A 26200-nucleotide genomic window follows, 5' to 3' on the forward strand; every position below is an offset into this window, starting at 1 on the left:
ATGATTCAGCCAGCCCCATTATCCATGCCGTCCATAACGGCAACAAGGAAGCCATGTTAGAAAATCTCAGCGGACGCCTCGCCGGCGTCGTCAAAAACCTGCGTGGACAGGCGCGCATCACCGAAGCCAACGTGCAGGATACGCTGCGCCAGGTGCGCCTGGCCCTGCTCGAGGCCGACGTCGCGCTGCCGGTGGTCAAGGACTTCATCGAAGCGGTCAAAACCCGCGCCCTGGGCCAGGAAGTGCTTGCCAGCCTGTCGCCGGGCCAGGCGCTGATCGGCATCGTCCACGAAGAACTCACCCGCCTGATGGGCGGTGAAAACGCCGAGCTGAATCTGGCCGCGGCACCACCCGCGGTGATTCTGATGGCCGGCCTGCAGGGCTCGGGCAAGACCACCACCAGCGGCAAGCTCGCGCTGCTGCTGAAAAACCGCAAGAAAAAGGTGCTGCTCGCCTCCGCCGACGTCTACCGCCCCGCCGCCATCGACCAGTTGCGCCAGCTCGCCACCCAACTCGACGTCAGCTTTTTCGAGGCCGGCGACGAACGCGATCCGCTGAGAATCGCACAGGCCGCACAGGATCATGCGCGCAAGCAATTCTATGACGTGCTGATCGTCGACACCGCCGGCCGCCTGGCGATCGACGAAGCGATGATGGCCGAAATCAAGGCCCTGCACGCCGCGGTCAAGCCGGTCGAAACGCTGTTCGTGGTCGACGCCATGCAGGGCCAGGACGCGGTCAACGTCGCCAAGGCCTTCAACGAAGCATTGCCGCTCACCGGCGTGGTGCTCACCAAGCTCGACGGCGACGCCCGCGGTGGCGCGGCGCTGTCGGTGCGGCAGATCACCGGCAAGCCGCTCAAGTTCATCGGCGTCGGCGAAAAGCCCACCGGGCTGGAAGCCTTCCACCCCGAACGCATGGCGCAGCGCATCCTCGGCATGGGCGACGTCCTCTCGCTGATCGAACAGGCGCAAGGCTCTGTCGATCTGGCCGAAGCCAAAAAACTCGCCGATAAGGTCAAGAAGGGCAAGGATTTCGATCTCGAGGACTTCAAGGCGCAAATCCAGCAGATGCGCAAGATGGGCGGACTGTCTGCTCTGATGGACAAGCTGCCCGGTGCCGGACAGATGTCGGTCCCCGCCGGCGCCGACGACAAGGCCGTCAACCGGGTCGAAGGCATCATCAACAGCATGACCCCGCTGGAGCGCCGCAAGCCCGACATCATCAAGGCCAGCCGCAAGCGCCGCATCGCAGCGGGCGCTGGGGTGCAGGTGCAGGACGTCAACAAGCTGCTGAACCAGTTCGAGCAGGCGCAGAAAATGATGAAAATGATGGGCAAGGGCGGCCTGTCCAAGATGATGCGCGGCATGAAGGGCATGCTGCCCGGAATGCGGTAGAGCCTGCCCACTGGCAAGCCCGGAGTTTTTGAGTATAATTCGCGGTTTTCTCCGTTTACCCGGTGGGTTGAATCATGGTCGTTATTCGTCTTTCGCGCGGCGGCGCCAAAAACCGTCCTTTCTACAACGTGGTGGTGGCCGATTCGCGCTGCCGCCGTGATGGCCGCTTCATCGAGCGCGTCGGTTTCTACAACCCGGTGGCCGCCGCGGGCGCCGAGGCCGTTCGCCTGGACCAGGAACGCATCGGCTACTGGGTGAGCAACGGCGCTCAGATGTCCGACACCGTCGCCCGCCTGGTCAAGCAGAACAAGCCCGCTGCCGCTGCCTGATCTGGCTGAACGACAAGCCTGGGTCGGCTGTCCGCATTGAATAACGACTGGGTCGTTATGGGGCGCATCGCCGCCCCGTTCGGCGTCAAGGGCTGGGTCAAGGTCCAGCCCTACAGTGAAGACCCGGGCGCGCTGATGGATTTTGAATCCTGGCGCGTCGGCCGCGGCGAGCAGCAGACGCGATACAGCGTCGAAGCCATCCAGGACCACGGCAAGGCCCTGGTCGCCAAACTGGACGGCATCGACGACCGCGACGCGGCGTATGCCCTGCGCGGACAGGAAATCTCGGTGGCGAAACGCGATCTTCCGCCACCGGAAGAAAACGAGTTCTACTGGTCCGACCTGATCGGCCTGACCGTGGTCAACCGCGAAGGCATCGAGCTGGGCAAGGTCGACAGCCTGATGGAAAGCGGGGCGAATGACCTGCTGGTCGTCAAAGGCGCGCGCGAGCATCTGATTCCGTTCGTTGCGGCGTTTGTCGGCAAGGTGGATCTAGCAGGCGGAACGATAGAGGTGGACTGGGGCGAAGACTACTGATGCGCTTCGATGCGGTCACGCTCTTCCCCGAGATGTTCGATGCCGTACTGGATTACGGCATCACCCGACGGGCGCTGGATCGCGGTCTGTACCGGTTCAGGGCGTGGAATCCGCGCGATTTCACCGATGATCCGCACCGCACGGTGGACGACCGGCCTTACGGCGGCGGTCCGGGAATGCTGATGCTGGCCGAGCCACTGGACCGGGCACTGGATGCGGTGCAGCAGGATCTGACCAGCGAGAACCTGACGCCCTGGGTGGTGCATTTTTCCCCCCGCGGCCGTCCACTAAGTCACCCGCGGGTGATGGAACTGAAAGACAAGCCCGCGCTGGTGTTGCTGTGTGGGCGCTACGAAGGCATCGACGAGCGGCTGCTCGCGCACCGCGTGGACGAGGAAATATCGCTCGGCGACTTCGTGCTGTCGGGCGGCGAACTGCCTGCGCTGGCATTGATGGACGCGATCATCCGGCAACTGCCGGGCGCGCTGAACGACGCCGAATCGGCCGCGCAGGACTCGTTCAGCCACGGGCTGCTCGACTGCCCGCATTACACGCGGCCCGAGGTATGGCGAGGCATGGCAGTGCCCGAAGTACTGAAAAGCGGCAATCACGCGGCGATTGCCAGGTGGCGACACGAAGAAAGCGTGCGGCTCACCGCGGCCCTGCGGCCCGACCTGTTGCCTTCGCGACGGGACGAATAGATTAATCCGGCCTGCCTGACAACAGGCAGGCCGGAAACGAGCGGGTTCCGCATGGGGCCCATGTAAAACGGCGTGACGTTCGCCCCGAGTCTGACCCGACCCGGTGGCGCACCTCTCCGCCAGAGTAAGGAAACATCATGAACATCATCGAGCAACTCGAACAGGAAGAAATCGCCCGTCTGGGCAAAACCCTTCCCGACTTTGCCCCCGGCGACACCGTCGTCGTCCAGGTGAAAGTGAAGGAAGGCAACCGCGAGCGTCTACAGGCCTACGAAGGCGTGGTCATCGCCAAACGCAACCGCGGCCTCAACTCCGCCTTCACCGTGCGCAAGATCTCTGCGGGCGAAGGCGTCGAGCGCACCTTCCAGACCTATTCGCCCTTGGTCGCCAATATCGAAGTCAAGCGCCGCGGCGACGTGCGACGTGCCAAGTTGTACTACCTGCGCGAGCGTTCCGGCAAATCCGCACGCATCAAGGAAAAGCTGCCCAGCCGCAAGGCCGCAGCCACGGCCGCCGAATAAGCCGTCGTCTCCCTGGCGCAGCACAAAACGCCCGCATGATGCGGGCGTTTTGCTTTGCTGTCCCGGCGGTTTAAGCTGCGCGGCACTCCGCACGCATGTGAAGACCCATGTCATCCCCCCTAACGGGACAACCGAAGACCCTTGTTCCAACTGCGTGTACTACCCGCCCAATTTGCCGTCCCGCGCCTGTCCCGGGGCTGACCGAGGCCTGCTTCAGGCACCTGCGTGCGCGTTTGAACCCACACCGGACACGGCAGACTGCCTGGCAATCCGCAAGACCCGCTGCAGCCTGGTCGATCTTGCCGCTACCTGCCCCTCGCGCAGCGGTGCGTGCGAATAGCGCTAAACGTTGCGCCGCTCTGACAGGTCGCGTGACCTCGGCTTAGAATGCGGTCATGCCTGCCTACGATGTCATCCTTGCCGCACCGATGTGTCGCCTTGGCGCCGGTTTCACCGGTGACGCGCTGACGCGGCTGGATTTTTTGCCGGCGGATACGCACGCCTCTGCGCAACAGGACAGCCGCGCCCGGCGGCTGGCCCGCGAACTGGATGCCTACTGGAACGACCCCGCCCACGCTTTCGATCTGCTCTTCGTGCCGCAGGGCACGCCGTTCCAGCTGCGGGTGTGGCACGCGCTGATGAGGATTCCGGCCGGGCAGCCGGCCACCTATGGGACACTGGCGAAACAGCTCGGCACCGCCGCTCGCGCGGTGGGTCAGGCGTGCGGCTCCAATCCATTGCCCATCCTCATCCCTTGCCATCGCGTGGTGGCGGCACACGGGCTGGGGGGCTTCATGCATTCGTCCAGCGGCGCGCCGCTGGACGTGAAAACCTGGCTGCTGGCGCATGAGCGACGTGCTGATTGACCGCTTTTGCGATCATCTGTGGCTGGAAGACGGGCTGGCGAACCTGACGCTGTCAGCCTACCGGCGCGATCTGAAAACCTTTTCCGCCTGGCTGGAGAAGGAGCGCGCCCGTGGACTCGATGCCGCCGCGACAGGCGATCTCGAAGCCTATCTGGCGTGGCGTTTCGCCCGCCGCACCCAGCCGCGCAGCGCGGCACGTTACACCTCGACGCTGAAGCGATTTTATCGTTACCTGTTGCGCGAGCGCCTGATCGTCGCCGACCCCACGCTCAATCTGGACAGCCCCAAGCTGCCGCGCGCGTTGCCCAAGACGCTGACCGAGGCCGATGTGGAGCGCCTGCTCGACAGCGCCGCTCCCGACACGCCACTGGGACTGCGCGACCGTGCGATGCTGGAAACCCTGTATGCCACCGGCTTGCGGGTGTCGGAGCTGGTGGGGCTGAAACTGGCCGCGGTCAATCTCGGCGACGGCGTACTGCGCGTGACCGGCAAGGGCAACAAGGACCGGCTGGTGCCGCTGGGCGAAGAAGCGGTACTGTGGCTGCGGCGCTATCTGTCTGAGGCCCGCCCGCTCTTGCAGGGGAAACAGCCGAGCGATGCGATGTTCATCACCGCGCGTGGTGGCGGCATGACGCGGCAGGCATTCTGGTACCTCATCAAGCGCCGCGCCCGCCTTGCCGGAATCACGCGCCCGCTGTCGCCGCACACGCTGCGCCATGCATTTGCCACCCATCTGCTGAACCACGGCGCCGACCTGCGGATAGTGCAGATGCTGCTCGGACACAGCGACATTTCCACCACGCAGATCTACACTCACGTGGCGCGCGAGCGGCTGAAACAGCTGCATGCGCAGCATCATCCGCGCGGCTGACCCTTACACCCGCGTGCTCGGGCTCGCCAGATAAAACCACTCCTGCCCCGGCAGCGCGCCGGGGTTGGGAAACACGATGCAACCGTCGCGATCCGCCGTCACCGGCGTGCCATCGTGGCGCGTGCCGATCATTTCGCCGGCATGCACGTGGTCGAAACTCGACCAGCCACGCGCAAAGGTGTCGTCGGGATGGCTGCGGTCGATGACCTGATACAGGCGCAACGCCTCGGTGGCCATCACTGGCGCCGGATCCTCCACCGCCGTCAGGCCCAGGTGCGCCAGCGTGTTGTGCAGCGCACGATAGGCCACCGCGGGCGCAGCGGGATCGTCGTGCTGGCCGCACTCGAGCGTGAGCGCGATGCCGCCCTGGGCCCGCATGTATTCGGTGGTTCCGACGCCGTAATGCACGTCGGCTTCACGCGCCGACACCCCCGCCGCCAGACGGCGCGCGACACCTGCCGCGTAGGTATCGAGCCAGCCATCGACGAAGCGGCGCACCCCCAGACGCAACGCCAGGGCCGTTTCCTCGGCCGCGCGCGCAAACGGTTCCAGCGTGCCGTTGTTGTCTTGCGGCCCCAGCATGACGAAGGGCTCGCCCGCCGTGTGGAACGAATGCAGGTCGAGCAGCGCGTCGTGCTGCGCCAGCAGGGGGCACAGCCAGTTGGCGATGTGGTCCTCGAACTCAAGCGGCGTAGCGGTGGGCGCAAGATTGCGGTTGAGATTGCGGTCGCCCATGCGCTGATGGCGGGCATAGGCCAGCGGATTGGTGACCGGCACGAACGTCACGCTGCCATTGGCAATACCCAGCCGGCCGGACTCGATCTCCGCGATCACCCGGCGGACCGCCTGCGTGCCGCAGGTTTCGTTGCCGTGCACCGCGCCCAGCACGATGAGGCGCACGCCCGGCGCCAGACCGGTGAACGAAACGGATTGAAAGTGCAGCAATTCAGTTCCACTCATGCATGCAGGGCCTTGAATAACAGCGATACGCTCGACGCCAGCAACAGCACGCCGACCAGTCGCGCCATCTGCGCCTGGCCCACATGCACGCGTCCCCCCATATACAATGCACCCAGCACCAGCGGCAGCGCGGTCAAATACGCGGTCCATACCTTGGCCGTCATCAATAGTCCGGCAACCAGAAAGCTGACGATGCGCGTCAGTCCTTCGGTAAAGAACAGTGCCGAAAAAGTCGCGCGCAAATCGCTTTTATCGCGGATACGGTGGGTCAGGTACATCACATACGGCGGCCCGCCTGTGCCGAACAGCGCGCCCACGGTGCCGCCGGTGAGCGAGGCCGGAATGGCCCACCCGCGCGAAGCCGGTTTGTCGCCGTGGAGATTGAGCATGCTGCGCACCGCGAACACCAGGATGAACGCGGCCAGAGCCAGCAGCATGGGTTCCGTCGGCAGCTTGACCAGCAGGCTGGTACCCAGCACCACGCCAACGATGCCGAACGGAATCAAAATGCCGATTTCATCCCACTGCACACGCTTGAAATGCAGGCCCCCGATAAGGATCGACGCAGTGAAGTCCAGCAACAGGATCAGCGGCACGACGAATTGCAGCGGCAGAAACAACGCCAGCAAGGGCACCGAAATCAGCCCCGAGCCAAAGCCGGTGATGCCACGGACAAGGTACGCCATCAGCAGGATGGCCGCCATCGCGGCCATGTGCTCCAAGCTCACAGACGCGTACCGCGCTCGATGGTGATGCCGAGTTCCTTGATCCCCGGCACGACGGCAAGCTTGGTCACCGACACCTTCACCCACGGCGCACCGAATTCATCGCGCACGATGGCGGCGACGTGCTCGGCGATCGATTCGACCAGGGTGATGGGCTGCGACGCGTTGTGTAGGAATTCCTTCACCCGCTTGGCTACCGCGCCGTAATCGATGGTGTCGGCCACGTTGTCGGTACCGCCAGCCTTGCTGTGGGGCAGACCGATCTCCAGATCGAGCCGCACCGGCTGCGGCACTTTGCGTTCCCACTCGTATATGCCGATAATCAGTTCGAGACGGAAGTCCCGCAAAAATAGAATATCCATTGCCTTGATTGTCCGCGGCGCGCCCGCCAACGGACTCGCCTAAAGCTTGCCATTTTACTGACTTGTTTATGACCACGCTGTTGTTTATTGCCGCTGCCTATCTGCTGGGTTCACTGTCATTTGCAGTGATCGTCAGTCGCGCCATGGGCCTGCCCGACCCGCGCAGCTTCGGATCGGGCAACCCCGGCGCCACCAACGTGCTGCGAACCGGACGCAAAACCGCTGCAGTGCTGACATTGCTTGGCGACGCGCTGAAAGGCTGGGTGGCGGTGGTGCTGGCGCGAATGCTGGCGCCGCAGTTCGGCCTCGGCGAGGACATTGCCCTGCTGTGCGCGTTGGCGGTGTTCAGCGGCCACCTGTTTCCGGTGTTTTTCCGTTTTCGGGGCGGCAAGGGCGTGGCCACCGCGCTCGGCGTACTCATCGGGCTCAATCCCTGGCTCGGGCTGGCATGCCTTGCCACCTGGCTGTTCATGGCTGGAGTGTTTCGCATTTCCTCGCTCGCCGCGCTGACCACCGCCGTGCTCGCTCCAGTCTATGCGGGTCTGCTGATGGGCTGGGGCGACGTGGCCATGACCGTGCTGGTGATCGCGCTGCTGCTGGTCTATCGTCACAAGAGCAACCTCGTCAAGCTGATGACCGGCCGGGAAGCCCGCATCGGCGCCGGCAAATAGACCCATCTCACCCGACATGGCCCTGTTCGACAAAACCATCGACCACGCAAAGGAGAGCCTCGCCGAAGTGTCGCGCGAGGCGATCGACCACGCCGGCGAGCGCCTGGCCGATGTGGTGAAAGTCGGCGTCTCGCAGGCCGGCACCGAACTCAAGGATGTCATCTGGCAGGCCAGCCAGGAAATCGACGCCAAGCTCGACAAGATTTCCGACGAACTCCACGAGCAGCGGCAGTTCACCAAGGACGATGTGCGCGAACTGGTCGACTATGCCGGCGAAAAGCTCGGCACGCTGATGGACGAGCGCATCATCCGCGCCAAAACAGAAATCTCCGCACTGGTGCAGGAAAAAGTCGAATACTTCAAGCACGAGGTCGACGGCTTCTTCATCGAGCGGCAGCGCGACCTTGCACGCGAGCGGCGACGCTTGTTCATTAACGTCGCCATCGCGATTCTGGCCTCGCTGTCGCTGGGCTTTGTGTCCTGGCTGTATCACCAGTATCTCGGCGGCGGGCTCGACGTGTTCGCCCTGTTCCGCATCGTGTTTGCCTCGCTGGCCGGGGGCTATGCGGCCTATCTCGCGATCAAGTTGCTGCGCCGCTGGGTGTCGATGTCGGAACACAGAAAAGACACGCTGTTCCTGGTCAGTCGCTACTGGGGCGTATTGCGGCCGGAAAGCATTTTCGGCACAGTGATTCTGGTGTGCCTGATGGCGGCGCTGGTGGGCTTTTTACTGTTTCCCGAGCAGATCGCGCAGCTCACCGGCAGCGAACAATGGCTGAAGACCCTGCGTGAGGCCTATCCCATGTTCCAGCAATAGCTCACACCGCGTCGAGCGTCGCTAGATCCCAGCGCGGCTTGACCGCAAACGTCAGATCGGCGCTACTTGCGTGCGCCAGCCGCTGCGCACCGGCGAAGGCGATCATCGCGCCGTTGTCGGTACAGAACTCCAGTTTCGGGTAGAACACGACGATGCCGCGTGCGGCCGCCTCGCGCGTGAGCCGTTCGCGCAGGCGCGTGTTGGCGCCCACGCCCCCCGCCACCACCAACCGCGTCACGCCACTGTGCGCGCAGGCGGCCAGGCTCTTGCTGACCAGCACCTCCACCGCCGCGGCCTGGAATGCAGCCGCGATATCCGCCGCCTGTTCCAGTCCCTGCCTGCGCACCAGCGTCAGCACCGCCGTCTTCAGGCCGGAAAAACTGAAATCGAAATCACCCGAATTGAGCATCGGTCGCGGCAGGCTGAAATGGCCGGCATCGCCCGTTGCCGCCAGCTTCGACAGTGCCGGCCCGCCGGGATAGCCCAGGCCGAGCAGTTGGGCCGTCTTGTCGAAGGCCTCGCCCGCCGCATCGTCCAGCGTTTCGCCCAGCAGGGTATAGCACCCGACGCCGGATACCCGCATCAGCTGCGTGTGTCCGCCCGACACCAGCAACGCGACGAACGGGAATTCGGGCGGGGTATCGGAGATCAGCGGCGACAGCATGTGGCCTTCCAGATGGTGTACGCCGACCGCGGGAATATCCAGCGCGAATGCCAGCGCGCGTGCCATCCCCGCACCCACTAGCAAGGCGCCCGCCAGTCCAGGCCCCTGAGTGTAGGCAATGCCATCGAGGTCGGTCAGCGTACATCCGCTCTCCGCCAGCACCTGGCGGGTCAGCGGCAGCACGCGCCGGATATGGTCGCGCGACGCCAGCTCAGGCACCACCCCGCCGTATTCGTTGTGCATCGCGATCTGCGAATACAACGCATGTGCAAGCAGGCCGCGCGCGCTGTCGTAGAGCGCAACACCGGTTTCATCGCAGGAGGATTCGACGCCAAGCACCAGCATGAGGGGAGTAAAGCGGGGGACTGGAAAAAAGCTCGTGGGCTTGTTATTATTCTCGTTTTTCCCGTTCACAGGAAGCTTCTCCGGAAGCCCACTTCAGATGCCCCACGTCAAAGTCAAAGAAAACGAGCCGTTTGATGTCGCCCTGCGCCGCTTCAAGCGTTCCATCGAAAAAGTCGGTCTGTTGACCGAACTGCGCGCTCGCGAGTTCTACGAGAAGCCCACCGCCGAGCGCAAGCGCAAGCTCGCCGCTGCCGTCAAACGCCAGAGCAAGCGCCTGCGCGGCCAGCAACTTCCCCCCAAGATGTACTGATTCTGCGTTCACGCAGAATCACGTCCCGCCATGTCGCTCAAGGCACGCATTACTGACGACATGAAAGCAGCCATGCGCGCCCGGGAAGCGGCGCGCCTCGGTACGATTCGCCTGCTGCTCGCTGCGATCAAGCAGAAAGAAGTCGACGAACGCATCGAACTGGACGATGCGCAGGTCAGCAGCATCGTCGAAAAACTCATCAAGCAGCGCAAGGATTCGATCGCCCAGTTTCAGGCTGCCGGCCGGGACGACCTGGTGGCGGCTGAACAGGCCGAACTCGTTGTCCTGCAAGACTACTTGCCCGAGCAGCTCTCGGCCGCCGAGGTCGAGGCCGAAGTTGCGGCCGCCATTGCCGAATCCGGCGCAGCCAGCGCCAAGGATATGGGCAAGGTCATGGGCCTGCTGAAATCCCGCCTCGCCGGCCGTGCCGACATGGGGCGGGTTTCCGCGCTGATCAAGGCCCGCCTCGCTGGCTGAGCGCCCCCGGCGCCCGTCCGGGTCTATCATGCGGCAACCATGATCCCGCGCGATTTCATCGACACCCTGCTTGCCCGCGTCGACATCGTCGACGTCATCGATCGGCGCGTGCCGCTGAAGAAAGCCGGACAGAACTACCAGGCCTGCTGTCCCTTTCACAGCGAAAAGACCCCGTCTTTCACGGTCAGCCCAACCAAGCAGTTCTACCACTGCTTCGGCTGCGGCGCACACGGCACCGCGCTCGGCTTCCTGATGGAATACGAGCACATGAGCTTTCCCGACGCCGTCGGGGCGCTGGCCCAGGACGTGGGCCTGCCGGTGCCCGAATCCGGCGAACCCGACCGGCCCAAGCCGCCGCCGGCGCTGTGGGACGCGCTGGAGCAAGCCGCGCAGTTCTATAAAAAACAGCTGAAGCAGACGCCGCATGCCATCGACTATCTGAAACAACGCGGGCTGACCGGCAGTATCGCCGCCCGCTACGGCATCGGTTACGCGCCGGATGGATGGTCCCCGCTGAAGCAGGTTTTCGCCGATTACACGGCGAACGCCCTCGCGGCCTCCGGCCTGGTTATTGATGGCGACAATCGACGCTACGATCGCTTCCGCGATCGCATCATGTTCCCCATCAAGAACATCAAGGGCCAGATCGTCGGCTTCGGCGGCCGGGTACTCGGCCAGGGGGAGCCGAAATACCTCAATTCGCCGGAAACCCCGCTGTTCCATAAAGGCTCCGAGCTTTACGGACTGTTCGAAGCGCGCGCCGCAATCAAGGCTGCCGGCCGCGCCATCGTCGTCGAAGGCTACATGGACGTCGTCGCGCTGGCGCAACACGGCGTGGAGTACGCCGTGGCCGCGCTGGGCACCGCCACCACGCCGATTCATGTGCGCACCCTGCTACGCCATACCGATCGCCTGATCTATGCCTTCGATGGCGACAAGGCCGGGCGCAAGGCCGCCTGGCGTGCACTGGAAAACTCGCTGGAAGCGCTGCAGGACGGCAAGGAAGTCAGCTTCCTGTTCCTGTCCGAAGGCGAAGACCCCGACAGCTATATCCGCACCCGCGGCCAGGCCGCCTTTCTGCAATTACTCGACGCCGACACCCTGCCGCTCTCGGCGTTTCTGGTGCGCGAACTTTCGCGTGACCGCAAGCTCGACAGCCAGGAAGGCCGGGCCGCACTCATCAAGGACGCCAAGCCGCTACTGGATAAAATTGCCGCGCCCCTGCTGGCCAGCCTGATTCGGCGACAAATTGCCGAACTGGCGCATTTGCAGGCCGACGACCTCGGCCTCATGGGGATCAGACCCGGCGTTCCCCAGCGTATCTTGCAGCGCCCGCAACGCCGCCCGGCACCCTCGCGTGTACGCAGCCTGGCTCGTACGCTGCTGATGAACCCGCAGCGTGCGGCCGAAGTCGACCCCTGCTGGCTGGATGCGAACGACCCGCTAAGCAGCCGCATGAGCGAATTGATGGCGTGGCTCCACGAGGTCGGCCCACTCAAACCGCAGACGCTCTGCGAAACCGCTAAAGGCAGCGCGCTGGAACCTCTCGTCGATGAACTGATGACGGATTTGCTCGACAAAGATGATAGCTGGGACTGGAACGCGGAGTTCGACGGCGCGGTCAAACAGCTGCGTGATGACTGGCGTCGCCGCCGCTGGCAGGAGCTTGCCGCGCGGCCATTGAGCAGTTTAAGCGCCGGAGAACGGCAGGAACTGACCGAACTGGCACGATACTAGCTTGACAAAAACGTCAAGACAAGGTCCCGGTTTACGGTATAATTGCCGGTTTTTTAAACGATTTTTTTCTGCGTGCGCGTTTTGCGCGGGCAGAACCTGAGCGGAGACAAGCCTGTGGCTGTACGTGGAAGAAAACCAGGCGGTAGCGCCAAAAAAACCGAAGCGCTGCTCCCCTTGAAAGAGCTGACGCCGGTAGAAGCCGAGGCGCGTCGCACCCAACTGAAGAACCTTATTATCCTGGGCAAGGAACGGGGTTTCCTGACCTACGCCGAAATCAACGACCACCTGCCCGACGAAGTGCTGGACGCCGACCAGATCGAAGGCGTGATCAGCATGATCAACGATATGGGCATCCAGGTCTACGATGAGGCGCCCGATACCGAAACCCTGCTGATGCAGGAAGCCGCGCCCGCCGTCGCCGACGAAGACGTGGTAGCCGAGGCCGAACAGGCACTGACTACGGTCGATTCCGAATTCGGCCGCACCACCGACCCGGTGCGCATGTACATGCGTGAAATGGGCTCGGTCGACCTGCTTACCCGCGAGGGCGAAATCGAGATCGCCAAGCGCATCGAAGAAGGTCTGCGCCACATGGTGCAGGCAATTTCGTCGTGCCCCCTCACCATCCAGCAGATTCTGGACATGGCGGCGCAGGTCGAAAAGGACGAGATGCGCATCGACGAACTGATCGACGGTTTTGTCGAAGTGGAAACCGAAGCCGTAGCAACCGAGGAAGCGGCGGAAAACGAAAACGACGATACTGACGAGGACGACGAAGACGCCAGCGCAGCGGTCGCCGCCGCCAACCTGGCGCAGCTGAAAGCCGAGGCGCTGGCACAGTTCGACTTCATCCGCAAGGCCTACAAGAAAGCGCAGGCCGCCCATGCCAAATTCGGCCTCGGCAGCCCGCAGCACATGAAGGCCCAGACCGAAGTAACCGAACTGCTGATGGCGATCCGCTTTTCGGTGCGCCAGGTCGACGGCCTATGCGAACAGATCCGCAATGCGGTGGAAGAAGTGCGTTCGCACGAGCGCAAGATCATGGAATTCTGCGTCGCCCGCTCGGGCATGCCGCGCCCCCACTTCATCAAGACCTTTCCCGGCAACGAGACCAACCCGGCCTGGCTGGACAAGGAAATCGCCGCCAAGAAGGCCTATTGCTCGACCCTTTCCAAGGTACAGTACGAAATCAAGGCGCACCAGGAAGCGCTCATCGCGATGCAGGATCGCGTCGGCCTGCCGATCAAGAACCTGAAGGACGTCAACAAGCAGATGTCCACCGGCGAAGCCAAGGCGCGCCGCGCCAAGCGAGAGATGATCGAGGCCAACCTGCGCCTGGTGATCTCGATCGCCAAGAAATACACCAACCGCGGCCTGCAGTTCCTCGACCTGATCCAGGAGGGCAATATCGGCCTGATGAAGGCGGTCGACAAGTTCGAATACCGCCGCGGCTACAAGTTCTCGACCTACGCCACCTGGTGGATCCGCCAGGCGATCACCCGCTCGATCGCCGACCAGGCGCGCACCATCCGTATCCCGGTGCACATGATCGAGACCATCAACAAGATGAACCGCATCAGCCGCCAGATCCTGCAGGAAACCGGCATCGAGCCCGATCCGGCGACACTGGCGATCAAGATGGAAATGCCGGAAGACAAGATCCGCAAGATCATGAAAATCGCCAAGGAGCCGATTTCCATGGAGACGCCGATCGGCGACGACGAAGACTCCCATCTGGGCGACTTCATCGAGGATTCCAGCACGCTTTCGCCCGACGATTCCGCGATCTACGCCAACTTGCGCGACGCCACCCGCGAAGTGCTGGACAGCCTGACCTCGCGCGAAGCCAAGGTATTGCGTATGCGCTTCGGCATCGAGATGAATACCGACCACACGCTGGAAGAAGTCGGCAAGCAGTTCGACGTGACGCGCGAGCGGATTCGCCAGATCGAGGCCAAGGCATTGCGCAAGCTGCGCCATCCGACCCGTTCCGAAAAGCTGAAAAGCTTCGTCGGCAGCGGTGAACAGTGAGCCCTGCCCCGTCCGTGCGTGGATTTACGTTTTCGGGTCTGTAGCTCAGCTGGTTAGAGCAGGGGACTCATAATCCCTTGGTCCACGGTTCAAGTCCGTGCAGACCCACCATTCAACCCAACATCAGCGATAATCACCCCCTAATAAAAACAGCGGAGTGCCTGATGGAAGGGGAAGTCAGAAAACCCGGCGAGCGCCGCGTGCAGATTCTGCAAACGCTGGCCGCGATGCTGCAGGAACCGCAGCCCGAGAAAATCACCACGGCCGCTCTCGCCGCACGCGTCGGCGTGTCGGAGGCGGCGCTATACCGCCACTTCTCCAGCAAGGCGCAGATGTACGAAGGTCTGATCGAGTTCATCGAACAGACCCTGTTCGGGCTGATCGCGCGCATCACTGCCGACACCCCCTCGCCGTCCGCGCAGATCAGGGCCATCCTCGGCATGCTGCTGAATTTTGCGGCGAAAAATCCCGGCATGACGCGGGTACTGATCGGTGAAGCACTGGTGCACGAAAACGAGCGCCTGCAAAAACGCATCAATCAACTGCATGATCGTATTGAAGCCCAGTTGCGGCAATGCCTGCGTTTTGCCGGCGACAATCAGGCCGAACTCAGCGCGCCGCTGGCCAATCTGTTGCAATGCGTGGTGGTGGGGCGCTGGCACCAGTTTGCCAAGAGCGGGTTTACCCGCGCGCCGGACAGCGACATCGACCTGCTGCTGTCACGCCTGCTCGACGCTCACCCTGCCTGAACTGCTGTCGGGACCGCACACCGGGCAGGCCGGGTCGCGCGGTACCTTCATCACGCGGGCGTCGGTGCGCAGGCCGTCCCACAACAGCAGCCTGCCCACCAGCAGCTCGCCCACCCGGGCCAGATATTTCAGCGCCTCCAGCGCCTGCATCGCCCCGATCACGCCGACCAGCGGCGAAAACACCCCTGCCTCGGCACAGCGTAATTCGGGCTCACCCGCCTGATCGGGAAACAGGCAGTGATAACAGGGGCTGCTGGCATGGCGCGGATCGAAGGTGGCCAGTTGTCCCGAGAATCCGATCGCGGCGCCCGACACCAACGGCTTGCCGAGCAGCACACAGGCACGGTTGACGGCATGCCGGGTAGCAAAGTTGTCCGATGCGTCGACCACCAGATCCACCGCCGCCACCGCCTCGTGCAGGGCATTGCCGACGAGCGTTTGACGAATCGGCTGCACTTCGATTTCGGGATTGATGGCCCGCACGCTGCGGGCGAGCGAATCGGCCTTGTTCTGCCCGATTGCTGCGCTAACGTGGCCGATCTGGCGCTGCAGGTTGGTGAGATCGACGCTGTCGCCATCGGCCAGCAGCAACCTGCCGACACCGGATGCGCCCAGATAGAGCGCCACCGGGCACCCCAACCCCCCGGCACCGACGATCAGCACCGCGGCTGCGGAGATGCGCGCCTGCCCGTCCACGCCGACTTGCGGCAACAGAATATGCCGGCTGTAGCGCAGCAGTTGGTCGTCATTCATGTCCATACACGGCGGTGCGGCTATTTATAGCCGCGCCATTCCTCGGGGGTCTCGTCGCAATCGCCATGCAGATGGCGTTCGTAGACCTTCATGAAAGCCTGCTGTGATTTGATGTCCGGTTCGTCGGCCGCGACATTGCGCCGTTGCACGCTCTCGCAGAAATAGGCCAGCGCGCGCTTGAGCTTGCTGAGCAGGCTGTTGTCGAGATGGAATCCTTGACTCGCCAGTGCGGTTTCGAGCCCTTCCAGGGTGTACTCGCAGATGTGGTAGCTCACCAGCAGGCGGTCGGCCTCCGCCCCCAGCGTCACCTGCAAGCCCTCCAGGCCTTCCAGCAAGGAAAGGGCGCGTTCCACTTGGCCCGCGGGCAAGGAATGGAAAACGATTTCGCGGTTTTTCTCGAGGTCACACGGACGCATGGCACCCCCGACAGGCTAGATAAGCACAGTATATACCGCGTCGTCTGCGCTGTAGCTGCCGGGGCAGCGCCAGCGCATTCTTGCTCAGCGTCCCTGCAGTATCTGCAGACCTTTCAGCAGATTGAGCGCCTGATTCACCTGAAAATCGTTCTTCGACACGATCTCGCCCGGCTCCAGCGTCAGCGGTTTCTTATCCTTGCCCGGCTGCTCGGCCGGCGGCGTCTTGATGCTGTCGACCGGCTTGCTCGCCGGGGCCGTCTCCCCGCCGTTTGGATTGCTCAGGTGCCTGTCGAGATCGGCCTCGCGAATTCCCAGTCCGTCGTCCGCTTCCGGCATCGCCGGATCGTCCACCACGATATCCGGCTCGATGCCCATGGCCTGGATGGAACGCCCGTTCGGCGTGAAGTAGCGCGCGGTGGTGAGCTTGATCGCGGTGCCATTGCCGATCGGCAGGATGGTCTGCACCGAGCCCTTGCCGAAGGTACGGGTGCCCATGACGACGGCGCGCTTGTGGTCCTGCAGGGCGCCCGCCACGATTTCGGATGCCGAGGCTGACCCGCTGTTCACCAGCACCACCATCGGTACCTGCTTCACGCCGTCCGGCAGGTTTTTCAGATAATCGACCTGCATCGGACGCAGATAATTTTCACGGTTGGCGGTCAGCCGCATTTTGGCGTCGTCGGTGCGGCCCTCGGTATACACCACCAGGCTGTCGGGCTTGACGAAAGCCGCCGTCACCGCCACCGCGCCATTGAGCAAACCGCCCGGGTCGTTGCGCAGATCGAGAATCAGCCCCTTGAGCGGCGCCTTGTTGTCCTTGTACAGCTTGCCCAGGGCCTCGGCCAGCAACTCGCCGGTGTGCTCCTGGAACTGCGTCACGCGCACATAGCCGTAGCCGTTTTCCAGCAGCTTGGACTTGACGCTGCGAATCTTGATGACCGCTCGCGTGAGTGTCAGCACGATGGGCTTGTCGACGCCCTTGCGCGCGATGGTGAGCTTGATGGTCGCCCCCGGCTTGCCGCGCATGCGCTTGACCGCATCGTTGAGCGTCATGCCCTTCACCGGGGTATCGTCGAGCTTGACGATCAGGTCGCCGGGCTTGACCCCGGCCTTGAACGCGGGCGTGTCCTCGATCGGCGAAACGACCTTGACGAAGCCGTCTTCCATGCCGACTTCGATGCCCAAGCCACCGAATTCGCCCTGCGTGCCCACCTGCAGATCCTTGAAGCCTTCGGCGTCCAGATAGGCGGAATGCGGATCCAGCCCGGTCAGCATGCCGTTGATCGCCTCCGTGATCAGTTTCTTGTCTTCCACCGGCTCGACGTAATCGCTCTTGATACGGGCGAACACATCGGTAAAGGCACGCAGCTCCTCGACCGGCAGCGCCGTCTCCGCGTCCTTGTTGGCGATCGCCGACAGGTTGACCGTCAGCGCCGCGCCCGCCAGTACGCCGACCAGTCCGACGAGTACGAATTTTGCCTTGTGCGTCATCTCACTTCATCCACAGGAGGGGATTAACAGGGCGGCTTTGATGCCGCATTTCGAAATACAGACCGGAGTCGGGCTGGCCACCGCTGTTGCCGACCGCGGCGATCGCGTCGCCGGGCTGAACCCGCTCGCCAACCTGCTTATACAGACTTTCATTATTGCTGTACAGGCTCATATAGCCCTCGCCGTGGTCGACAATAATGAGGTTGCCGAAGCCGCGCAGCCACTCGGCAAACACCACCTGTCCGGCAGCGATCGCCTTCACCGCCGACCCTTGCGCAGCACGGATGAACAGGCCTTTCCAACTCACTCCGCCCTCCTCTCTCGGAGCCCCGAAACGATTCATGAGTTCCCCCGCAACCGGCAAACGCAGCAAACCTTTCAGCTTCGAAAAAGGCCGTTCCGAGCGAAACGCCACCGGCGTTTCGGTATTCACGGCCACTGCACGGCGCGGCTGGCCGGCCACGTTCGTCTCGGCCTTCGGGGATTTCTGCGCCTGCTGTGCAGCACGGGCGCGCGCCGCCTCGCGTGCTGCCTGCTGCGCCATCAGGCGGCTGAGGCGCTCCACCAATTGGGTCAGGCTGCGCTCGTCGCGTTTCAGGTTGGATATTTCACGCCGCTGCTGCTGGATTTGCGCCGACAGATTCTGCAGTACCGCCTCGCGGGCACGCTTATCGGCCAGCAGCTTTTTTTGCTCGGCCTCGTGCGCCGCCTGCAACTGCGTCAACTCGGTCGTTTTTTGCGCGGTCTGCTGCTGCAATGCCGCCAGGTGGGCGAGATCGGCGCGCAGCGTCTCGATCTGGGCATGCCGGGCACGCGACAGGTGCGCCAGATAGCGCAGGTCGCGCGCGGACTGATTGGGATCGCTGCCATTGAGGATGAGTTTGAACGCATCGCCCTGCCCGCGCTGGTAGGCGGCCTTGAGTGCCTGTCCCAGGCTCGCCTGTTGCTGGCGAATACGTGCCGCAACGGCTTCAGCCTGCTGCATCAGCGTCTGCAGATCGCTATCGGTGCGCTGGCGCTCGCCGTCCAGCTCGCGCAGCTGACGCACTGCGCTGCTGATGGCGCGCTCGGATTGACGCAGTTCGTCGGCCGCTTCCTGGCGGTGCGCCTGCGTGTTGCGAAACTCCGTCTGCAGGGTTTGCAGACGCTGCTTGAGCGCGTCGAGCTCGGATTGCCTGCGTTCGACCTGGTTGGCGCCGACCCCCAGAGGTCCCAGCAGCGCCAGCAGGAGGAGAAATTGTTTGAAGTTCACCCTGCCGAGCTTACCCGAAGCGGACGGGCTTACTCAAATTGAAGCAGGGCTTCACCGGTCATTTCAGGGGGTTGCGGCAATCCCATCATTTTCAGCAGGGTCGGGCTGATATCTTCGAGCGCGCCGGTTTTGGCCAGCGTGGCGTGACGCCGGCCGATGTAGATGAGCGGCACCAGATTCAGGGTATGCGCGGTATATGGCTGTCCGGTTTCGGCGTCGCGCATCAGTTCGGCGTTGCCGTGGTCGGCCGTCACCAGCACTTCGCCACCGCGCGCCAGTTGCGCCTCCACCACTCGGCCCAGGCAGATGTCGACGGTTTCGATTGCCTTGATCGCCGCCTGCAGATCACCGGTATGCCCCACCATGTCCGGGTTGGCGTAGTTGCAGACGATGACGTCGTACTGTTTGCCGTTGATTGCCGCGAGCAGTTTGTCGGTGACCTCGAAAGCGCTCATTTCGGGCTTGAGATCGTAGGTTGCGACATCGGGCGACGGCACCAGCACGCGATCTTCGCCAGGAAAGGAGATTTCCTCGCCACCGTTGAAAAAGAAAGTGACGTGCGGATACTTTTCGGTTTCGGCAATGCGCAGCTGGCGCAAGCCGAGGTTGGCGACGTATTCGCCAAGGCCATTCTTGATGCGCTCGGGCGGAAACGCGACCGACACGTCAAAATCGTCGCTGTAGCCGGTCAACGTGCAATAAGTGGCCAGTCGCGGCGTGACTTCGCGTTCGAATTCGCTGAAATCGAGTTCGATGAACGGCCGCGACAGTTGCCGTGCACGGTCGGAGCGGAAGTTGAGAAAGATCACCGCGTCACCGTCTTCCATCCTTACCGGCTTGGCGTCCGGCGCCAGGATCGCGGTGGCCTTGATGAACTCATCGGTCTCGCCGCGAGCATAAGCGGCCTCCAGCCCGGCCAACGGGTTGTCCGCGCGGAACTCGGCGCGTCCCTGCGTCAGCAAATCATACGCCGACTTGACCCGTTGCCAGCGGCGGTCGCGGTCCATCGCATAGTAGCGGCCGATCATCGACGCGATGTGGCCGACGCCAGTCTGTTCGATTTTTTCGGCCAGGCGGCGCAAGTAGATCTCGGCGCTTTTCGGCGGCGTGTCGCGGCCATCCAGAAACACGTGCAGACACACTTTGTGCAGCCCTTCGCGTGCCGCCAGTTCAAGCAAGGCATGGAAGTGCGATTCGTGGCTGTGCACACCGCCGTCCGACAGCAGGCCCAGAACATGCAGGGTCCGGTCCTGGTCGCGCACCCGATGCACCGCATTCAGCAGCGCCGGATTGCTGTAGAAATAACCGGATTCGATGGCGTGGTCGATGCGGGTGAACTCCTGATACACCACGCGTCCCGCGCCGATGTTGAGATGCCCCACCTCGGAATTCCCCATTTGCCCCTTGGGCAGCCCCACTTCGGACTCGGAGGCGTGGATCAGGGTGTGTGGGTTATGCTTCCAGAGACGATCCCAGTTGGGTTTTTCGGCTTGTGCGATCGCGTTGTCCGCGTGCTCCGCACGGCAACCGAAACCGTCAAGTATGAGAAGGAGAACCGGCGAGGTCTTCATGAAAAAATTTATATAACCTGACTCGTTTTCATGGGATTATTTTAATATATGCATGATTGCTAATCTATACATAACGCAACATGTTGCTTAAACATGCAGCATCACGCGGATCACGGCAAAAAACCGCGCTGCGTAGAGTACTACACGAACAGGATCGAGGTAATGAATATGGCAGCTGATTGGGATGAAGTGGACCTCATGGACAAGGACGAGCACATCGAACAGGCTTCGCGTGCGATGAAAGCCATGTCGCATCCGCTGCGGCTGAAAATCCTTTGTGTTCTGGGCGACAAGGAAGTCAGCGTGCAGGACATCGTCGACCATGTCGGCACGTCGCAAAGCAATATCTCGCAACACCTGGCCATCCTGCGCGACAAGGGCGTGCTGCGTACCCGCAAGGAGGCCAACCGCGTGTTTTATCGTGTCGGCGACACCCGCACGTTGAAGCTCCTGGGAATGATGCGCGACGTTTTCTGCGGTTTCACCAAGTAACAAGCCAGCGACATCCCAGGCCCGGCCACGCGCAAACGTGCCGGGCTTTGTTTTTACGGTGCGATAGCTGCGTACGGTTCTCCGCGCGCATCTGCGGGTACAGTGGATCAGCACCCCTAGGTGGGGCATACTTGAAACTGTCGCAACGCTAGCACCCGGGTTGAAAACACATCCCAAATAATTGAATTAAATGATAAATTAGATTATTCTAATGGATCGTTTTACGGAGTCGCATCTGTGCTGAACCCCGCCCGCCTACTTGCCTGCGTCATCCTTGCCTCTCCTTCCGCCTGGGCCGCCCTGCCTTTCGCCGTTGCCCCGGTGCAATACCAGATGACCGACAGCGGCTACTCCACCGAAGCCACGGTTGAAGCCGTCAAGCAATCGACCGTCGCCGCCCAGGTATCGGGACGCGTGGCGACGGTCAATTTCGATGCCGGCGATTACGTCAAGGCGGGCTCGGTGATCGTGCGGCTGTCGGCGCAGGAACTGTCCTCCGCCGTGGCGGGCAGCCAGGCGCAGGTGGCGCAGGCCACCGCCACGCTGGCCAACGCACGTGCCCATTACGAGCGCCAGCAGCAGCTGTTCCAGCAGAAATTCATCAGCCAGGCCGCACTCGACCGCGCCACCGCCGAATTCCGCGCGGCCGAAGCGGCCGCTCGCGCGGCCCGTGCCGGGGCAGGGCAATCCGCAGCAGTAAGCGGCTACACCGTGATTACCGCGCCATTTTCCGGGGTGGTCGCCGCCCGTCACGTCGAGGTGGGGGAAACCGTGACGCCCGGAAAACCCCTGATGACCGGTTTCGACCCCAAGGACATGCGGGTGATCGCCAACATTCCCCAATACAAGCTGGCCGAGGTGAAAACCGCGCCGCGTGTCGCGATTGAAATTCCTTCGCTCGACAAATGGATCGATGCCACCGGCGTCACCGTGCTGCCGTCGGCGGATGCCGCCACCCACACCGTCAAGGTGCGCATCGACCTGCCGGCCAATCTAGAAGGCGTCATCCCCGGCATGTTCGCGCGGGCGCATTTTTCGGTGGCCAGCGCGCGCAAGCTCAGCATCCCGGTCAGCGCCGTGGTGCGCCGTTCCGAAATCACCGCGGTCTATGTGGTGAAACAGAACAAGGTGAGCCTGCGGCAGATTCGCCTGGGCACCCCCAATGCGCGCGGACAGGTGGAGGTGCTGGCCGGCCTCAACCCGGGCGACGTCATTGCGCTCGAACCGGTCAAGGCCGGGATTTATGCCAAAAGCGCCGCCAACCGGTCCGTCCAGTAAGCGGGGATACGCATGGGACTCTCCGGACGCGTCGCCCGTTTCTTCCTCACGTCCCAGCTCACCCCGCTGATCGCGTTGATCGCGGCCCTGCTGGGACTGTTCGCCATTCTGGTCACGCCGCGCGAGGAAGAGCCGCAGATCAACGTGACCATGGCCAACGTGTTCATCCCCTTCCCCGGCGCCTCGGCGAAGGACGTGGAGGCACTGGTCGCCACGCCCGCCGAGCAGGTGCTGTCGCAGATCGCCGGCATCGAACACATCTATTCCGTCTCGAAGCCCGGCATGGCGGTGCTGACCGTGCAATACCTGGTCGGCCAGGACCGTACCCAGGCGCTGGTGCGGCTGTACGACGCCGTCCAGGCCAACCGCGACTGGGTCTCGCCCGAACTCGGCGTCGGCGAGCCCATCATCAAGCCGCTCGGCATCGACGACGTGCCGATCGTCACCGTCACCTTGTGGACACGCGATGAGACGCGCGGCGCCTACGAACTAGAGCAGGCGGCGCACGCAGCGGAAATCGAGCTGAAACGCATCGTCGGTACCCGCGAAGTCACCACCGTCGGCGGCCCCGGCCGCGCGGTACGGGTGATGATGGATCCCGACCGCATGGCGGCATTCAATATCTCCGCGCAGGACATCCGCGACGCCCTGCAGGTGTCCAACGCAGCGCAGCCGTCGGGCACCCTGGTAGCCAACAACCAGGAAATCCTGGTGCAGACCGGCACCTTTCTCACCGGTGTCGACGACGTCAAACAACTGGTCGTCGGCGTCACGCAGGGCCGCCCGGTCTACATGAACGATATCGCCAGCGTCGTCGGCGGCCCCGATCAGCCGACGCGTTACGTCTGGCACGGCTCCGGCGCGGGCGGCGCACACCAGTCCGACTTTGGCCAGACCTATCCGGCGGTGACGCTCGCCATTTCCAAAAAGCCAGGCGAAAACGCGGTCGACGTCGCGGAAAAGGTGATTGCCCGCGTCGGCGCCCTGCAGAACAGCGTACTGCCCGAAGGTATCGAAACCAGCATCACCCGCAACTACGGCGCCACCGCCGACGACAAGGCCAAGAAGCTGATCCAGAAGCTGATTTTCGCCACCGCCTCGGTGGTGCTGCTGGTACTGTTCGCCATCGGCCGCCGCGAGGCGCTGATCGTCGGCGCAGCGGTGCTGCTGACCCTCGCCGCCACGCTGTTCGCCTCGTGGGCATGGGGCTTCACGCTCAACCGGGTGTCGCTGTTCGCGCTGATTTTCTCGATCGGCATCCTGGTCGACGACGCCATCGTGGTGGTGGAAAACATCCACCGCCGCATGGGGCTCGACCACGACGGCATGGAGGCGATCATCCCGCGCGCCGTCGACGAGGTGGGTGGCCCCACCATCCTCGCCACCCTGACCGTCATCGCCGCACTGCTGCCGATGGCCTTCGTCTCCGGCCTGATGGGGCCGTACATGAGTCCGATCCCGATCAACGCCTCGATCGGCATGCTGATCTCGCTGGCGATCGCCTTCGTCGTCACCCCCTGGCTGGCGCTCAAGCTCATCCGGCAGGAAGCGCACGCCAGCCACGGCGGTGAAACCAGGCTGCTCGGGCTGTTCCGCTCCCGGCTGACTCCCTTCCTGCGCGGCATCGAAGGCCGTGGCGCGCGCCGCAAGCTGTGGCTGGGCATCGGCCTCGCCATCCTGCTGTCGGTCGCGCTGCCGGCGGTGCAGCTGGTGATCCTGAAAATGCTGCCGTTCGACAACAAATCGGAATTCCAGATCATCGTCGACATGCCGGTCGGCACGCCGCTGGAGAAAACCGCGCAGGTGCTGAGCGAGATGGGCACGGTCGTCGCGCAGGTGCCCGAAGTCACCGACTACCAGGCCTATGCCGGCGCCGCGGCGCCGATCAACTTCAACGGCCTGGTGCGGCAGTATTACCTGCGCTCCGGCCCCGAGGTCGGCGACCTGCAGGTCAACCTGGTCGACAAGCACGCGCGCGACCGCAAGAGCCACGAGATCGCGCAGGCGATCCGTCCGGCGGTCGAGGCGGTCGCCAGAAAGCACGGCGCCGATGTCAAGGTGGTCGAAGTGCCGCCCGGCCCGCCGGTGATGTCGCCGATCGTCGCCGAAATCTACGGCCCCGATTACGACGCGCAGATCCAGGTCGCCAAGCAGGTGCGCAGGGTATTCGAGCAGTCCGAAGGCATCGTGGCGATCGACGACACGGTGGAGGACGATGCCCAGCGCTTCGTGCTGCGTGTCATGCAGAACAAGGCGGCGATGGCGGGAGTGGCGCAGAAGGACATCGTCGCGGCGATGCGGATGGGGTTGGCGGGCGAGAACGTCACCCCCATCCACGGCAGCGGCGCCAAGTACGAGATCCCGGTGCGCATCACGCTGCCGCCGGAACGCCTGAGCGGCATCGACGAACTGTTGAAATTGACCGTGCGCGGCAACGACGGCCAGTTGATCCCGCTGTCCGAACTGGTGGAAGTGATGCCGAGCGAGCGCGAAAAGACCATCTACCACAAGGATCTGCTGCCGGTGGTATTCGTGTTCGGCGACACCGGCGGCAAACTGGATTCGCCGCTGTACGGCCTGTTCGGCATGCGTGACGCGCTGAAAGACAGGCCGCTGGAGCCAGGCGGCACACTGGCCGAATATTTCATCCGCCAGCCGGCCGACCCCTACACCGGATTCAGCCTGAAATGGGACGGCGAATGGCAGGTGACGTACGAGACCTTCCGCGACATGGGCATCGCCTACGCCGTCGGACTGATCCTGATCTACATCCTGGTGGTGGCACAGTTCAAGAGTTATCTGACGCCGCTCGTCATCATGGCACCGATCCCGCTCACGATCATCGGCGTGATGCCCGGCCACGCCCTGCTCGGCGCGCAGTTCACCGCCACCTCGATGATCGGTATGATCGCGCTGGCCGGCATCATCGTGCGCAACTCCATTCTGCTGGTCGATTTCGTCAACGAGCAGGTGCGGGGCGGAATGGATTTCCAGGAAGCAGTCATCCAGGCCGGTGCCACCCGTGCCAAGCCGATCGTGCTGACCGGGCTGGCGGCCATGATGGGGGCCTTCTTCATCCTCGACGACCCGATTTTCAGCGGCCTCGCGGTGTCCTTGATTTTCGGCATCTTCGTCTCCACCCTGCTTACGCTGGTGGTGATTCCGGTGCTGTATTACGCCGCCAATTACCGCAAACTTTCTTCTTCGAACCAGGAGTTATCCCATGACCGTTGAACGTATGGTCCGCATCATTGCCGGATTTTTCATCATGCTGTCGCTGGCGCTGGCCCATTTTTCCGGCAGCGTCGACATGACCCGGCTGTCGTGGCTGTGGTTCACCGCCTTCGTCGGCTTCAACCTGTTCCAGTCCGGCTTCACCCGTTTCTGCCCGATGGACATCATGCTTAAAAAAGCCGGGCTCAAACCGGGCTGCGGCCTGTAAGCGGAGACATCCATGGATACGCAATTCCTGCAGGACAACTGGATGCTGCTGGCGCTGGCGCTGGCATCGGGCGCCATGCTGGCCTGGAACTTCATCGGCGGCTCCCTCTCCGGCGTGGAACAGGCCGACACCCTGAAGGCCACCCGGCTATACAACGACGACGCGCTGGTGCTCGACGTGCGCGAGGACAAGGAATATACGGCCGGCCACATTCCGAAAGCCAGACACATTCCGCTCGGCCAGCTGGCCGGCCGCCTGCAGGAACTTGACAAGTTCAAGGGCAAGCCGATCCTGGTCGCCTGCCGCAGCGGCCAACGCTCGGCGCGCGCCTGCGGCATGCTGAAAAAAGCCGGCTTCGAGACCGTGTACAACCTGGCGGGCGGCATCATCGCGTGGGAACGCGCCAACCTGCCCGTCACCAAAAAGTAAGGAGCC

At 63.2% G+C, this 26200-nt stretch carries 28 protein-coding genes and 1 tRNA gene; 20 read left to right on the forward strand and 9 right to left on the reverse strand.

Annotated features, from left to right (window positions below; genetic code table 11):
* Nucleotides 1–53 precede the first annotated feature (53 nt).
* From ffh to xerD, 7 genes are all read left to right on the forward strand, one after another.
* Nucleotides 54–1397, forward strand: a complete 1344-nt coding sequence (gene ffh, locus B059_RS0110075; protein WP_018078129.1) for a signal recognition particle protein — start codon at nucleotides 54–56, stop codon at nucleotides 1395–1397.
* Nucleotides 1398–1471: 74 nt separating this feature from the next.
* Complete coding sequence (gene rpsP / locus B059_RS0110080; RefSeq protein ID WP_018078130.1) at nucleotides 1472–1726, forward strand: 30S ribosomal protein S16; 255 nt, start codon at nucleotides 1472–1474, stop codon at nucleotides 1724–1726.
* 36 nt (nucleotides 1727–1762) lie between these two features.
* Nucleotides 1763–2263 carry a ribosome maturation factor RimM gene (rimM, locus tag B059_RS0110085; protein WP_336433339.1) on the forward strand — a complete coding sequence of 167 codons (501 nt, stop codon included), beginning with the start codon at nucleotides 1763–1765 and terminating at the stop codon, nucleotides 2261–2263.
* Nucleotides 2263–2964, forward strand: coding sequence for a tRNA (guanosine(37)-N1)-methyltransferase TrmD (trmD, locus tag B059_RS0110090; RefSeq protein ID WP_018078131.1), 702 nt, complete (start codon nucleotides 2263–2265; stop codon nucleotides 2962–2964). The genes rimM and trmD overlap by 1 nt, the downstream gene beginning before the upstream one ends.
* A gap of 137 nt (nucleotides 2965–3101) precedes the next feature.
* Nucleotides 3102–3485, forward strand: a complete 384-nt coding sequence (gene rplS, locus B059_RS0110095) for a 50S ribosomal protein L19 (RefSeq protein WP_018078132.1) — start codon at nucleotides 3102–3104, stop codon at nucleotides 3483–3485.
* A gap of 395 nt (nucleotides 3486–3880) precedes the next feature.
* Nucleotides 3881–4351 (forward strand): methylated-DNA--[protein]-cysteine S-methyltransferase, encoded by a 471-nt coding sequence (locus B059_RS0110100; protein ID WP_018078133.1) that lies wholly within the window; start codon nucleotides 3881–3883, stop codon nucleotides 4349–4351.
* Nucleotides 4332–5222 (forward strand): site-specific tyrosine recombinase XerD, encoded by an 891-nt coding sequence (gene xerD, locus B059_RS0110105; RefSeq protein ID WP_018078134.1) that lies wholly within the window; start codon nucleotides 4332–4334, stop codon nucleotides 5220–5222. Before B059_RS0110100 ends, xerD begins: the two co-directional genes overlap by 20 nt.
* Nucleotides 5223–5225: 3 nt before the next feature.
* Here xerD and B059_RS0110110 read toward each other — a convergent pair whose 3' ends face one another.
* Genes B059_RS0110110 through B059_RS0110120 form a run of 3 tightly spaced genes read right to left on the reverse strand, consistent with a single transcriptional unit; the run spans nucleotide 5226 to nucleotide 7269 of the window.
* On the reverse strand, nucleotides 5226–6182 hold the full coding sequence (locus B059_RS0110110; RefSeq protein ID WP_026177432.1) for a M14 family metallopeptidase: 957 nt from the start codon (nucleotides 6180–6182) through the stop codon (nucleotides 5226–5228).
* Nucleotides 6179–6895 carry a sulfite exporter TauE/SafE family protein gene (locus B059_RS0110115; RefSeq protein ID WP_038058579.1) on the reverse strand — a complete coding sequence of 239 codons (717 nt, stop codon included), beginning with the start codon at nucleotides 6893–6895 and terminating at the stop codon, nucleotides 6179–6181. Before B059_RS0110115 ends, B059_RS0110110 begins: the two co-directional genes overlap by 4 nt.
* Nucleotides 6896–6906: 11 nt before the next feature.
* On the reverse strand, nucleotides 6907–7269 hold the full coding sequence (locus B059_RS0110120; protein WP_018078137.1) for a dihydroneopterin aldolase: 363 nt from the start codon (nucleotides 7267–7269) through the stop codon (nucleotides 6907–6909).
* A 68-nt stretch (nucleotides 7270–7337) separates the two neighbouring features.
* On the opposite strand from B059_RS0110120, the gene plsY reads away from it, so the two are divergent.
* Nucleotides 7338–7940: a glycerol-3-phosphate 1-O-acyltransferase PlsY gene (gene plsY, locus B059_RS0110125; protein ID WP_018078138.1), complete on the forward strand. Its 603-nt coding sequence runs from the start codon at nucleotides 7338–7340 to the stop codon at nucleotides 7938–7940.
* Between the two features lie 16 nt (nucleotides 7941–7956).
* Nucleotides 7957–8757: a hypothetical protein gene (locus B059_RS0110130; RefSeq protein WP_018078139.1), complete on the forward strand. Its 801-nt coding sequence runs from the start codon at nucleotides 7957–7959 to the stop codon at nucleotides 8755–8757.
* Nucleotide 8758: 1 nt separating this feature from the next.
* Here B059_RS0110130 and tsaD read toward each other — a convergent pair whose 3' ends face one another.
* Complete coding sequence (gene tsaD, locus B059_RS0110135) at nucleotides 8759–9766, reverse strand: tRNA (adenosine(37)-N6)-threonylcarbamoyltransferase complex transferase subunit TsaD (protein ID WP_018078140.1); 1008 nt, start codon at nucleotides 9764–9766, stop codon at nucleotides 8759–8761.
* A gap of 97 nt (nucleotides 9767–9863) precedes the next feature.
* Here tsaD and rpsU point away from each other — a divergent pair, with 97 nt between their 5' ends.
* The 6 genes from rpsU (at nucleotide 9864) to slmA (ending at nucleotide 15070) form a co-directional block, all read left to right on the forward strand.
* Complete coding sequence (gene rpsU, locus B059_RS0110140; protein ID WP_018078141.1) at nucleotides 9864–10076, forward strand: 30S ribosomal protein S21; 213 nt, start codon at nucleotides 9864–9866, stop codon at nucleotides 10074–10076.
* Nucleotides 10077–10106: 30 nt separating this feature from the next.
* Complete coding sequence (locus tag B059_RS0110145) at nucleotides 10107–10553, forward strand: GatB/YqeY domain-containing protein (RefSeq protein ID WP_018078142.1); 447 nt, start codon at nucleotides 10107–10109, stop codon at nucleotides 10551–10553.
* A 39-nt stretch (nucleotides 10554–10592) separates the two neighbouring features.
* A complete protein-coding gene (gene dnaG / locus B059_RS0110150; RefSeq protein ID WP_018078143.1) occupies nucleotides 10593–12290 on the forward strand; it encodes a DNA primase in 1698 nt (565 codons plus the stop codon).
* A gap of 165 nt (nucleotides 12291–12455) precedes the next feature.
* Nucleotides 12456–14321: an RNA polymerase sigma factor RpoD gene (rpoD, locus tag B059_RS0110155; protein WP_026177433.1), complete on the forward strand. Its 1866-nt coding sequence runs from the start codon at nucleotides 12456–12458 to the stop codon at nucleotides 14319–14321.
* Nucleotides 14322–14355: 34 nt separating this feature from the next.
* Nucleotides 14356–14432 (forward strand) — tRNA-Ile (locus B059_RS0110160).
* A gap of 53 nt (nucleotides 14433–14485) precedes the next feature.
* Complete coding sequence (gene slmA, locus B059_RS0110165) at nucleotides 14486–15070, forward strand: nucleoid occlusion factor SlmA (RefSeq protein ID WP_018078145.1); 585 nt, start codon at nucleotides 14486–14488, stop codon at nucleotides 15068–15070.
* Here slmA and B059_RS0110170 read toward each other — a convergent pair.
* The 5 genes from B059_RS0110170 to gpmI form a co-directional block, all read right to left on the reverse strand.
* Entirely contained in the window at nucleotides 15041–15829 is a 789-nt protein-coding gene (locus B059_RS0110170; RefSeq protein WP_018078146.1) for a HesA/MoeB/ThiF family protein, read from the reverse strand. The two genes, slmA and B059_RS0110170, sit on opposite strands and share 30 nt — an antisense overlap.
* 14 nt (nucleotides 15830–15843) lie before the next feature.
* On the reverse strand, nucleotides 15844–16176 hold the full coding sequence (locus B059_RS0110175) for a hypothetical protein (RefSeq protein WP_245538772.1): 333 nt from the start codon (nucleotides 16174–16176) through the stop codon (nucleotides 15844–15846).
* Between the two features lie 147 nt (nucleotides 16177–16323).
* Nucleotides 16324–17730, reverse strand: a complete 1407-nt coding sequence (locus B059_RS0110180) for a S41 family peptidase (protein ID WP_018078148.1) — start codon at nucleotides 17728–17730, stop codon at nucleotides 16324–16326.
* A 1-nt stretch (nucleotide 17731) separates the two neighbouring features.
* Nucleotides 17732–18982, reverse strand: coding sequence for a murein hydrolase activator EnvC family protein (locus tag B059_RS0110185; protein WP_018078149.1), 1251 nt, complete (start codon nucleotides 18980–18982; stop codon nucleotides 17732–17734).
* 29 nt (nucleotides 18983–19011) lie between these two features.
* Entirely contained in the window at nucleotides 19012–20553 is a 1542-nt protein-coding gene (gene gpmI, locus B059_RS0110190) for a 2,3-bisphosphoglycerate-independent phosphoglycerate mutase (RefSeq protein ID WP_018078150.1), read from the reverse strand.
* Between the two features lie 162 nt (nucleotides 20554–20715).
* Here gpmI and B059_RS0110195 point away from each other — a divergent pair, with 162 nt between their 5' ends.
* The 5 genes from B059_RS0110195 to B059_RS0110215 all read left to right on the forward strand — a co-directional run bounded on the left by B059_RS0110195 (nucleotide 20716) and on the right by B059_RS0110215 (nucleotide 26194).
* Complete coding sequence (locus B059_RS0110195) at nucleotides 20716–21045, forward strand: ArsR/SmtB family transcription factor (protein WP_018078151.1); 330 nt, start codon at nucleotides 20716–20718, stop codon at nucleotides 21043–21045.
* A 237-nt stretch (nucleotides 21046–21282) separates the two neighbouring features.
* Nucleotides 21283–22323, forward strand: coding sequence for an efflux RND transporter periplasmic adaptor subunit (locus B059_RS0110200; protein ID WP_018078152.1), 1041 nt, complete (start codon nucleotides 21283–21285; stop codon nucleotides 22321–22323).
* 12 nt (nucleotides 22324–22335) lie between these two features.
* Nucleotides 22336–25557: an efflux RND transporter permease subunit gene (locus tag B059_RS0110205; protein ID WP_018078153.1), complete on the forward strand. Its 3222-nt coding sequence runs from the start codon at nucleotides 22336–22338 to the stop codon at nucleotides 25555–25557.
* Nucleotides 25547–25765, forward strand: a complete 219-nt coding sequence (locus B059_RS0110210; protein ID WP_018078154.1) for a YgaP family membrane protein — start codon at nucleotides 25547–25549, stop codon at nucleotides 25763–25765. Before B059_RS0110205 ends, B059_RS0110210 begins: the two co-directional genes overlap by 11 nt.
* Nucleotides 25766–25777: 12 nt before the next feature.
* On the forward strand, nucleotides 25778–26194 hold the full coding sequence (locus tag B059_RS0110215) for a rhodanese-like domain-containing protein (RefSeq protein WP_018078155.1): 417 nt from the start codon (nucleotides 25778–25780) through the stop codon (nucleotides 26192–26194).
* Nucleotides 26195–26200 lie beyond the last annotated feature (6 nt).

This window comes from Thiobacillus denitrificans DSM 12475 (genome assembly GCF_000376425.1).
Lineage (GTDB): Bacteria > Pseudomonadota > Gammaproteobacteria > Burkholderiales > Thiobacillaceae > Thiobacillus > Thiobacillus denitrificans.